8 protein-coding genes and 1 pseudogene are annotated in these 11,391 nt (G+C 47.3%); 6 read left to right on the top strand and 3 right to left on the bottom strand.

Going from position 1 to position 11,391, the window contains the following annotated elements:
- Positions 1–46: 46 nt before the first annotated feature.
- Positions 47–1,150, bottom strand: a complete 1,104-nt coding sequence (locus ACI0FR_RS01665; protein ID WP_404906705.1) for a branched-chain amino acid ABC transporter substrate-binding protein — start codon at positions 1,148–1,150, stop codon at positions 47–49.
- Positions 1,151–1,670: 520 nt separating this feature from the next.
- On the opposite strand from ACI0FR_RS01665, the gene ACI0FR_RS01670 reads away from it, so the two are divergent.
- Positions 1,671–2,189, top strand: a complete 519-nt coding sequence (locus ACI0FR_RS01670; protein ID WP_374830404.1) for a transglutaminase-like cysteine peptidase — start codon at positions 1,671–1,673, stop codon at positions 2,187–2,189.
- A gap of 7 nt (positions 2,190–2,196) precedes the next feature.
- Here ACI0FR_RS01670 and ACI0FR_RS01675 read toward each other — a convergent pair.
- Positions 2,197–3,642, bottom strand: a pseudogene (locus ACI0FR_RS01675) (YifB family Mg chelatase-like AAA ATPase); the annotation flags it as partial.
- 29 nt (positions 3,643–3,671) lie between these two features.
- On the opposite strand from ACI0FR_RS01675, the gene ACI0FR_RS01680 reads away from it, so the two are divergent.
- Positions 3,672–5,429, top strand: a complete 1,758-nt coding sequence (locus ACI0FR_RS01680) for a recombinase family protein (protein WP_404906702.1) — start codon at positions 3,672–3,674, stop codon at positions 5,427–5,429.
- Between the two features lie 105 nt (positions 5,430–5,534).
- Positions 5,535–5,804, top strand: a complete 270-nt coding sequence (locus ACI0FR_RS01685) for a hypothetical protein (RefSeq protein ID WP_184224533.1) — start codon at positions 5,535–5,537, stop codon at positions 5,802–5,804.
- Positions 5,805–5,980: 176 nt separating this feature from the next.
- On the opposite strand, the gene ACI0FR_RS01690 is transcribed toward ACI0FR_RS01685, so the two are convergent.
- Entirely contained in the window at positions 5,981–8,623 is a 2,643-nt protein-coding gene (locus tag ACI0FR_RS01690) for a DNA polymerase (protein ID WP_404906700.1), read from the bottom strand.
- 142 nt (positions 8,624–8,765) lie between these two features.
- On the opposite strand from ACI0FR_RS01690, the gene ACI0FR_RS01695 reads away from it, so the two are divergent.
- The 3 genes from ACI0FR_RS01695 (at position 8,766) to tnpB (ending at position 11,182) form a co-directional block, all read left to right on the top strand.
- Entirely contained in the window at positions 8,766–9,851 is a 1,086-nt protein-coding gene (locus ACI0FR_RS01695; protein WP_184224529.1) for a tyrosine-type recombinase/integrase, read from the top strand.
- Between the two features lie 549 nt (positions 9,852–10,400).
- Complete coding sequence (gene tnpA, locus ACI0FR_RS01700; protein WP_184224905.1) at positions 10,401–10,832, top strand: IS66-like element accessory protein TnpA; 432 nt, start codon at positions 10,401–10,403, stop codon at positions 10,830–10,832.
- A complete protein-coding gene (gene tnpB, locus ACI0FR_RS01705; RefSeq protein ID WP_184224906.1) occupies positions 10,829–11,182 on the top strand; it encodes an IS66 family insertion sequence element accessory protein TnpB in 354 nt (117 codons plus the stop codon). Before tnpA ends, tnpB begins: the two co-directional genes overlap by 4 nt.
- Positions 11,183–11,391 lie beyond the last annotated feature (209 nt).

An 11,391-nucleotide genomic window follows, 5' to 3' on the forward strand; every position in this document is an offset into this window, starting at 1 on the left:
GCGCCTATGTTTTAAAATTTGGCACAATTGACAGGATCATATCTTGTCAAAGATCGGCGATCTTGCCATCCACCCATTTGTAAAGTGAGAAACTTGGTGATGATAGATCACCGGTTTCACCATAGCTGAGCTTGCCGATCGCTGTTGCAATTGGCTCGCCGCTTTTGATTGCTTTATTGACCGTATCAGCATCGTCTGCCGATCCTGCTTTGGTAATGCCAGCTGCGAGAACTTCCACGGCCGCATAGGCATTCATGGTGAAGGCTTCTGCCGGGATGTTTTTGGCACCCAGTGCAGCAGCAGCAGCTTTGGAATCTTCATTCTTCATTGCATCTGCGGCATTGGTGAAGATGGTGTTATCGGCATAGCTACCGCCAATTGCCCAATATTCAGTGTTGGAAAGACCTTCACCGCCAAGGATGGTGACATTCACACCGGCATCTTTCAGCTGACGGGAAAGCAGGCCGCTTTCAGTGTGATAGCCGCCGATATAAACGAGCTCAGCACCTGCTGCTTTCAGCTTGGTGACGAGGGCGCTATAATCTTTTTCGCCCGGTGTCACAGAATCATAGTGAACTTCCGTCATGCCGCCTTTGTTGATGGCTGCTTTAAATGCATCTGCAAGGCCTTTACCGTAAGCTGCCTTATCGTGAACGATAGCAACTTTTTTGTCTTTCAGATTGGCCAGAACATAGTCAGCCATCACGTCGGCTTGCTGGTCATCACGGCCACAGGTACGCAAAATGTAATCGAGACCGCGATTGGTCAGGTCAGGGCCGGTTGCTGTTGGCGTGACCATGACAACGCCGTTTTCAGACAGAGCATCAGAAACAGGCATGGTAACGCCGGTGGTGACCGGCCCCACAACAAACTTGATCCCGTCGGCGATGATCTGGTTGGCAGCCGAAACGCCCTGCTTTGGCTCACCGGCATCATCAACAATCTTCAAAACGAGCTTTTCACCAAGGACACCACCGTTTTTGTTGATTTCTTCAACGGCAGTTTCGGCACCTTTTTTAACCTGATCACCAAATGCAGCCACAGGGCCTGTCAGTGGTGCAATCAGACCAATGGTGATGTCTGCATAAGCTGCGCTGGCTAAACCCAGACTGGCGGCAAATGCTACACCTGACAAAAGCTTGAATTTCATTCCATTCTCCTTAATCGGGATTAATCCCGTAGATTTTCTTACGCACCCGTCAACCGTCCGAACATCGACCGGATGCTTTCCCCCGCAATTACCAAATGCTGTCATAGCAGCTTTTATAAAAGCCTGAGTATAACGGCAGGAACACCTGTTCCCTTAATCTAATTACAAAGCACTTCTCTAATTTGAATGCAATAGTCTGTTTGTAGGGGGTGTTACGCAATAAAATTATTTAGATCGTCGCCCATGTTTTGTATTTTCAGCTGGTTTTATTCTGGAAAACGGTTTGAGTGCTTAAAAAAGGAGCTTGTGGCTGTTAACCAATTTTTAAGAAGTTCGGCGCGGTAAAGCCTCTTCGAATTGACTCTTACGCTCTTCTAACATTAACGTTTTGTTAATGTTTGGACCCGCGGCAAAGGCGTTGAGTATGTTTCCCGTGTTTAAAAAAGTTTCAGTTGGTGTTTTAAGTGCAGTTGCCGCCTTCGGCCTCTTTGCATCAACTGCCGCTGCTTCGGGTGAATTTATGATCACCGGCGGTCTGACATCACAGCCAATCGGCCATTATGAATTCTGCAAACGTGAAAGTGCCGAATGCAATATCCGCAATAAAAGCATGGCACCTTTGAAGCTCAACCAACAGGTCTGGAATAAGATCGTACAGGTGAACCTCTCCGTCAATGATCGTATCCAGCCGATGACAGACATGGAAATTTACGGTCAGGAAGAATATTGGGCTTATCCAACCACCGTTGGCGATTGTGAAGATTATGTTCTGCTCAAGCAGCGTGAGTTGTCACAGGCTGGCATTTCGCTTTCACATATGTTGATCACCGTTGTGCGCAAACCAGATGGCGAAGGCCATGCGGTTTTGACGCTGCGTACAGATCGCGGTGATTTTATTCTTGATAATTTGACTGATGAAATTTTAAACTGGCAGGCAACAAATTACACCTATTTGAAGCGTCAGTCAGATAAAAATACCGGCCAGTGGGTTTCGATTGAAACACCAAGCAATCTGGTTGTTGGTTCGGTTCGCCGCTAATACGCTCTCAAGCAGATAATAAGCGCTCCGCGCCCATGCGATAAGAAATCGCCTCGGCCAGATGTTTGGCACTGATATTGTCTTGTGCTTCCAAATCCGCAAGGGTGCGCGCAACTTTCAAGATACGATGATAGGCGCGCGCCGAAAATTGCATGGCTTTGCTGGCGCTATGCAAAAGCTGCAAGCCTGCTTGATCAGGCACGGCAATTCTTTCCACCAGAGCAGTCGGGCAGCTGGCATTGGTCATGAAGCTATCAAGACCTAATTCGAGATAGCGCTGTTGTTGAATGTTGCGCGCTTTGGCCACCCGTTCAGCAATCACGGCGCTGCTTTCGCCTTTTGCGGGCTGGATCAGATCAAGCGCCGATACGGCAGCAACATCCACACGTAAATCAATACGGTCAATCAAAGGGCCGGAAACACGCGCCTGATAATCACTCTGGCAGCGCGGGCCTCTGGCGCAGGTGTGCCCCGGTTCGCCTGCCATGCCACAACGGCAGGGGTTCATAGCGGCAATCAGCTGAAAGCGCGCCGGATATTGGGTGCGATGCTGCACACGGGCGATACTCACTTCGCCCGATTCCAATGGCTGGCGTAGCGAATCGAGCACTTGCGGGCTATATTCCGGCAACTCGTCCAAAAACAACACGCCATTATGAGCAAGCGATACTTCCCCCGGTTTGGCGCGATGTCCGCCGCCTACCATGGCCGCCATCGAGGCAGAGTGATGGGGTGCACGAAACGGGCGATGATCGGAAAGACGCCCGCCCGTCAGCTCTCCTGCAATGGAAGATATCATCGAAACGTCAAGCAACTCGCGCGGCGAAAGTGGCGGCAGGATCGTTGGCAATCTTTGTGCCAGCATGGATTTGCCGGAACCGGGAGGCCCCACCATCAGCAAATTATGACTGCCGGCAGCCGCCACTTCCAGTGCGCGTTTGGCGGTTTCTTGTCCCTTGATATCGGCCAGATCAAGCGAGGAGGTGAGGGGCAAGTGTTTGGCAGGTTCAGGGCGGGATAGAACTTGCGTACCTTTAAAATGATTGGCGAGCGCAATCAGACTGCGTGGTGCCAGAATATCAATATCGGCTCCCGCCCATGCGGCTTCGGCTCCACAAGCATAGGGGCAGATCAGCCCTTTATTTTGCCGGTTGGCACCGATTGCGGCGGGTAGCACACCCGCAACCGCGGTAATGGAACCATCAAGCGACAATTCACCAAGCACCACATATTCCTGCAAAACATCATTAGGAATGGCGCCTATGGCAGCCATCAAGCCCATCGCGATCGGCAGATCGTAATGCGAGCCTTCTTTGGGCAGGTCAGCGGGTGCCAGATTGATGGTGACGCGTTTGGCAGGCAGTGACAGGCCGCAGGCATGAAGCGCTGCCTGCACACGCTCACGGCTTTCTGCCACAGCTTTATCGGGCAAGCCGACAATAGAAATGTTGAGGTCAATTAATTTTATGTTATTATCATAGAATGGAAAACAATATCACACAGCCTCTGGCGTATTCATATGTTCGCATGTCTACGGATATGCAGCTTAAAGGACACAGTTTAGAGCGGCAAAAAGAAAAATCTAGGGAATATGCTATTCGCAATAATCTTCATTTGGTTGAAAATTTTGAAGATATAGGTGTTTCCGCATTCAAGGGAAAGAATGTTAAAGATGGAATGCTTGGGCAATTTATTACCCTTATCGAAAACAATTCTATTCCGGTTAATTCTTACTTATTAATTGAATCATTAGATCGACTCAGTCGAGAAAATATATTTGAATCTATCCCGCTATTCATAAGAATACTTAAATCTGGGATAAAAATTGTTACACTTATTGATGAGAACGTCTATGGAGCCGAAAATGCTGATTTCAAAGACCTACTATATCCAATGGTTGTACTTAGTCGTGCCCATGAAGAATCTGTAGCCAAAAGCTTTCGAATTGGCAAAGCTTGGGCAAACAAAAGAAAAAATATCAATGAGCGTAAACTTACGAAAGTATGCCCCGCTTGGTTAAAGTTAAATACAGATTCAAATACATTTGAGGTTATTCCGGGAAGGGATGATGTAGTTAAACGTATATTTGATCTGGCAGATTCAGGTTATGGTTCTTATTCTATTGGTCGCATTCTCAACAACGACTCTATTCCACCCTTTAGCGAAAATTCAAAGGGTTGGCATGCGTCATATATCACTAGAATAATTAACAACAGATCGGTCTTGGGAGAGTTCCAACCCCATAAGTTTGTAAATGGAACTGCCGAGCCGGACGGTGATATAGTCCACGATTATTTTCCTCGGTTAATTGATGAAGAACTGTTTTTGCGCATTAAACATGCGCGCCGGAAACGACAGGTTGAAGGGGCAGGCCGAAAAGGTCCTCTGTATAGGAATTTATTTTCGGGAATTGCCAAATGTGCTTACTGTGGCACACCCATGCGCTTTGTACACAAAGGACCTCCACCAAAAGGGAGACAATTTCTAAGATGCACCAATGCTGAACGTCATTTCGAATGTTCCGCATCCAGTTGGCGCTACGACCATTTTGAAAACGTATTTCTTTTATTTGTTCATGAGCTAGATCTTGTTGAAACTTTAAAACGTGCTGACGAACAATCGGAGCGTTACACATTGGAGCAAAAACTGGTTTCCATGAATGAGAATATACGGGGCAAGAGGGAATTACTAAACACAACTTTTGAAATGCTCCAAACAAGCAATAGTGCGAAGGCTTTCGTTCAATCGAAAATTGAGGAAATTTCATCTGAAATTTTGGATCTTGAAAATCAGAAGGAAGCTGTAGAAGGCAAATTAAAGGAAGACGCTTCCCTCCCTCCCGTTGATGACCAGCAGATAAAAATATTGATCAAAGAACTTCAAGATGCTGACGATGTCGACCTGGAGCGGAAACGTCGTATCGTTGCTAATAGACTTCAAATGATGATTAAGTCTCTTACGCTTGCTCCCGACGGGGTGCGAAAAGATGCCGAAAAAATGGTGTTATCCCAATTTGGGTCGTCCGAAGCGCTGTTTGATTTCTTCGAAACAGGAACATCCTCAGATGAGGCGGGTACATATATGTCATTTTCCGTCGTGCTGTTGGACGGCATTATGCGAAGAGTGACCGTAAGCCGTAGAGACCCCTTGAAAGTTATAGAACTGTTAGCAGTTGATAAGCATGGACTTATTACTGAAACTGAACCAGCTCACGAAAGTCTGAGTGAATGGAAAACCTGACGACCATTCAGCGGCAGTAGTTCGCTTCGCTGCCTATTCGGAAGAAGATGTTGTCTTGGCATGGAGTTGACCTGATTCTCGTTTCTCACAATAAGGAGAAACGATATGTCGAAACCGAAAAACGTCGCTGCCATTCCCGCTGACAAAGCGATCATTGAGGCCGCAATTTCGGAAGGAAAAAGACTGATTGTTGCTGGAAAGTCCAAGATTGATACCGCGCTTGCCATCTACGAAAAGCTTGAAGGAATGGAGCAAGACGTGATTGTGAAAGCATTTATCGAAGGGGCAACGCTGACAGAAAAAGGAGCCCTCACATATTGGTATAATTGTCGGCGACGTCTAGCTAAAGAACGTCGTAATGGGCTTCGAGGATAGCCCCTATTCCCGATAATTCTCAAAATCCGTAAATGTTACATATGGGAGGTGGGGGCGTAACATTTACGGATTTCCATTATCGTCAACGATACGGGGGAAGGCGTGGGAAAAATTCAAAAATCCGTGCGAAACCTCTATCCCCATAGAATACTACTTTCCTGCGATTTTTGAGTTTTTTACAGGACTTCCCCCGGGAAAAATAACTCAATTTCAAGCTCAGGGTAAAATTCTGCCTTCAATTTCTTCAAGGCTTCAACGACCCTAGGTGTCGCTGGGGTGCAGTGTGGTTCAAAAGTTTTCTTTTTGCCGTTGTCAATATCGCTAATTTTGCACGGTATATCGCAAGTCTCCAAGGCATTAAGGAAATCCTTGTGTTTCATTTTTCTATTACTTCGGATTATGTCGAAACCTGCTTGGTGCTGCTGATAAGCTCGCGTCAAGCTTTCCCGCAGCCTCTTTAAATCTCCATTGGTTTTCGACAGATATTTTTTAGATCTTTCTCCGAGGGAATCTTTTGATGTCCTGTATGTTACAAAAGAGTTGAAGTCCTCTAGTGATTTCAAAACGTGTGGATCTTTCTTATCGTAGTTTTCCCAATTCTCTCGCACAAGATTAAACTCCTTAATGTCATCCACGGGCACTGTTTCGAATGTAAGATGGGTATACTCATCACCTTCAAAAACAAAGACGGTATCGCGTGCGTTTACAGGCTTCCTTTTCCAGTCAAATTCCATTGAAAGCCGTTTGGTCACTGACCGAAATACGAAATCTGTTTCGCCGCGCACCATATCTTTGATACCGACACTCGATTTGTATTGAAATTTTTGATCGGGTCTGCGGTTTAAGAACAGACTTAACGTCTCTCGATTCTCTTCAAACAGATCATTGAGCGGATTTGTTTTGATACCTCCTTTTTGCAAGACAATTCCGTTGTTACCTTCACCCGGTTTTAGCGTTGCCGCGCCTCGCGTTCGCCAGCCGACAGGTTGGCGAACTATGTGCTTAATCTCCAAAGGACTGGCATTGTCGAGGTGACTACGGGCATGTCGAAATGATTCGAACATCTCTCCGCTTGTTGCCAATTCGATACCTTGGTCGCTCGAATTTGAGAGAAAGCCGTCTGTCGTAACACTGAAGACATGTACATCTTCAGGAAAACCGTTGAGAATCTCGCCAAGGACTGCTCGCGTGTATGATGTGATAAAAGATGCGAAATACGGCTGGGTTATCTTACTCGGCGGAAGCGTTTGCATTCCATCGTCTTGAAGGTTGTATACTCGCTTATCGCGAAGACCTTGAGCCGTTTTTCCATAGGTGCTGTTGCCGACCTCTTTCCAAAACAGGTTGTCAAAAGTTCCCTTCTCATGCGCTGTACGTTTTTCTATGCATTCCTTGATGAAATCCCTGAAAATTGGCTGCTCTGGATCCGAGGGAACATGGACGCCTTTGCGGAAGGTTAATTGCGCACCGAGTTTCTTGGCAACATAGAGTTCAGGGGCCGCACATTTCGAGTTGCCTTTACGCGGGAAAATTATTCCATTTGCAGTGCGAACTGGTAGAGTTGGGAAACGAACAGATTCAGGAAACTCAAAGTCCACGGTAAAGAAACTTAGGTCTAGCGGTTCAACATCATCTAGTGTTGTTAGATTGGTGACATTGTCCCAGTCTGGCATGCCTATTAGTGACATCGCTGTTGTATAGGCAGAACTTAGATCGTGGTCCCTCCACTGACTTTCATCTGCAATACCGAATATGAACTGCTCGTTTCTGCCTCCATGGTAGGTCTCTGTAATGAAAGCCTCGTTGAAATAAGCTTCCTCTTTCAATGGCGTTACAGTTTTGGTTTTGAAATAGCCGTCTTTCTTACTAAAAAATTTATTCTTGATGCTCTCCCGACCCAAAATTTGATTGCTATCCGCCCCATCTTTTTGCCACCCGAGAAGCAGCAGTTTGGTTCCAAAAGACGTCAACGTCGCTGGCATTTTGAAAGATTCGAAGAGCGTTGTACTCTGCTGAATTATCCGTTCGGCAAAACGGACACACACTTGGGCGTCGCGGATCGCGTACTCACGAAACTCGTTCCACCGTTCCCTTCTGAAATGGGCCATGTTTTCCTTAATTTCTCGCTCTTCCTCCGCTGTCTGAGCGAGCTGAATTTTGGGGAAACCGAGGAGGTCCCCGATACCTGCAAGCGATTTGGCGTTGCTCGGAGCTAGCAAGATAGTGTCGCGGACGATGACAGAAAACTCGGCAATTGGTTTATCCGCTTCGCCAAACGTCACTGGAATAGCACTGTCAATGCTGACGAATGTGCTTCTGACGTTAGAAGTCAGTCGCGCGTTGTCTTTGAAGTCGCTAAATGCCGGAAAATCCGCTCGGATGAAATGTCCTAGAAGGTAGATAGAATTCGGCAGTTTCACATCGGGAAACTTCTCAATCAGCGATCCAACCGCAAAACCTATAAACTCAGCAAGAGTTAATCGTTTATCTGCATCGGGGATGATAATTCCATCTGTTTCAGGTGGGTGAGGCTGTCCGTCTTTGGTAATAAGCTTGATTGAGAATTGGTAGGAAAGAAGTTCGTTTTTTGCACCTGCTTCAATGGTGCTATCCTGCTCGTTAGCGCTTAAGGACTGATACTCTGTGTCAAATCCTACGAGAAGATGGGCACTTGGCTCTTTCTTTTTCGTTCGCTTTTTTCCGTCAACAGGCGGTTCAGAGATATTGTGGCTCTGAATAGATACTGTTTTAGTTCTGCCACCTTCATCGTCAGGCTCGATCTTAAAAGTAAATTTGTTTTCAAGCTTGGGCTTAGGCATCTACGCCCTTTCCAGGTTTTAGCGTATCGATGTATGGGGATCGTACATGATCCCTTAGGCTTGCTAGTACTCGATCTCATTATGCCGTTGAACATTCCCTTGCATAGGTAGGATATCTCGATATTCAAAAAGGGAGATTGTGTTGCTGGTAAAACGTGGTAATTCGAAGTTCTGGTATGCCCAGTTTCAAATTGATCATCAAACGATCGTCCGGTCAACAAAGACGTCTGACCGAAAGGTAGCTCTACAAGTTGCTGTAAAAATTCGGGCTGACGCTCACGCCGAACTACTGCTTGGTAAGAAGGCGTCGATTACGTTGGAAACAGCTCTTCGTCGTTTTGCGAATTCAAAGCTCGGAACACCAAACCATCGGAATCTGGAAAGTCAGATCAGGGTAATTTTGTCATTAATAAGTGGTACGATTCCTTTGATAAAGGTCAGCTCCGATACCCTTGAAAGTTTTCGCCAAAAGCGGTTATCCCAAGGATGCGCATCACAGACTATCAAGCACGGTATCAACTGTCTGATAGGAGCGATCCATCTTGCTCGGAAGGACGGATATCAAAGTCCGTCAATTACTGTGCCCAGCATTAGAATACCGAATTCTAAAATACGATATCTGAGTATCGAGGAAGAGTGTCGCCTGCTTTATGAACTTTCCCCTACACGTGTCGCAAAGGGCCTATCTGCTGATCCGTCTTGTCGGCAGGGTAGACAGAAATGGATGCAAGACAATTATGATCTTGTCGTCATGCTTATCGATACTGGCGCACGTTACAGCGAAATCGCTAATCTCGCCTGGAAGGACATTGATATAAACAGGGGTGAAATACGCCTGTGGAGGTCCAAAGTTCAAAATGAAAGCGTGATCTACATGACTGATCGCGTGGAAACGATCCTCTGCCGTCGTCTGCGGGAGAGTAATGCGTTATTCGTTTTCGTTAACAAGGCGGGAGAGAAGAGAGGGTATTCGGCTGTTGCCATCCGCAAAGCGTTCCGTCGTGCTGGCCTTGACGATTGCACTATTCACACGCTTCGCCATACACATGCTACACGTCTTATTCAAAATGGATTGTCGATCCAAGAAGTCAAAGTCGTGCTTGGTCACTCTGATATTCGAACAACGATGAGATATGCCCATCTTGAACAGGCTGTTATTACGCGCAAGGCACGCGATGTTGTTAACGCCGTTAATGCTGTTAACCAGTCTGGTGAAGCTAGAGCGTAAGCATCTCAAGCTTATTGCCTAGCGCGTGAAATGCCGGGAATCTCGCTGGAAAGCTTGGGATTGGCTATAGTGGTACGGCTTCCCTTTCATTTAACTGAACTGCACCCTCTCGTTGGAGAGGTGAAACTCTTTTTGATGCCTACTGAGCCTAGTGAGAGGGTGCAGTACAGTGGAAAGTTGGAATCGGCTGCTAAACAAGCCAAAAGGAAGGCTGACGCCCTTAAAGCCGCCCTGGCGTCGCCGCTGCGTCCTTGGGTATATCAGCACAGAGGCTGCAGCGCTTGAGTATATACCTCTTGTTGTTACCGCGCAGAATTATGGATTCTCGACAAGAGTGGCTGACGTACTGGTAGTCGAGGGCGAATTTCTGAAAATGTACCTCTGCGGTAACGACATCGTAGTCGGTAGAGCCGTTCAGATGGGAAGCAGCCGAACAGCAGATCATACGATGAAATATTATTCGAACGGTAAGCGTTTTCTGGATCTCACCTTCTGTCTGCCTTTTATATCTGCGATTTCCGTTTGTGTAGATTTGGCGGGAGTTTCGCGATGGCAACTACGGTGGAGTTTCTCAAGGGCTATGGCATAGATATCCGCGGGAATGGTCAGCGGCGCTGGCCTGATAATATAAAGGCGCGGATTGTGGCTGAAAGTTTGAAGCCCGGTGCAACAGTGAACGCAGTTGCAGCGCGCTACGGACTTCGGGCGAACCATCTTTCTGAATGGCGGAGCCGGGCGCGTGACGGCAAGTTGGTTTTGCCAGCGGTTGAAGATGACGATTTGTGTTTTGCACCTGTAGTGCTGTCGGATATCGGCCACGATGCTGCTGTGCCCGCCATTTCAGAACAATCGAATAAAGGTGACGCTACGAAGGCGGTACCGGTGGAGATAGTGACAGGCAATATAATAATCCGGCTTGATGGCGGTACGGGGGCTGCGCGCATTGCCGAGATTGTGTGGGCGATCGGGACGCGCTCATGATAATTCCTTCGAACCGCGTGCGGGTTCTGGTCTCGACGCAGCCCGTGGATTTCAGGAAAGGGCATGATGGCCTGACTGCAATTGTGTCATCAGTGCTGCGCAAGGATCCGTTCACGGGCACGGTCTTTGTCTTCCGCTCGCGTCGGGCGGACAGATTGAAGCTTTTATATTGGGACGGTACTGGCTTGGTGATGGCTTACAAGCGGTTAGAGGCTACAACCTTTATCTGGCCTGCCATCAAGAACGGGGTAATAGCGTTGAACCATGCCCAGTTTGAGGCGCTGTTTGCTGGGCTCGACTGGCGCAAAGTCAAAGCGTTGGAAATACGCCCGCCAGTTGCGGCAGAATGAATCAACTGCTTGTTTATGCATGTTTTTACCGGAGATTTATGATAGTTTTGGCACATGTCAAATACGCCTGCCATCGACCTTTCTGCCATTCCTGCCGAGCAACGCGCGGCGGTTTTGATGTTGATGGAAAAGGTGGCAACGCTTACGCAAATCACCAAGCGGCAAGAGTATCTGATCGCCGAGTTGAACCATGCTTTGTATGGCAAACG

The sequence above is a fragment of the Paenochrobactrum sp. BZR 201-1 genome, assembly GCF_044987585.2.
Taxonomy (GTDB): domain Bacteria; phylum Pseudomonadota; class Alphaproteobacteria; order Rhizobiales; family Rhizobiaceae; genus Paenochrobactrum; species Paenochrobactrum pullorum.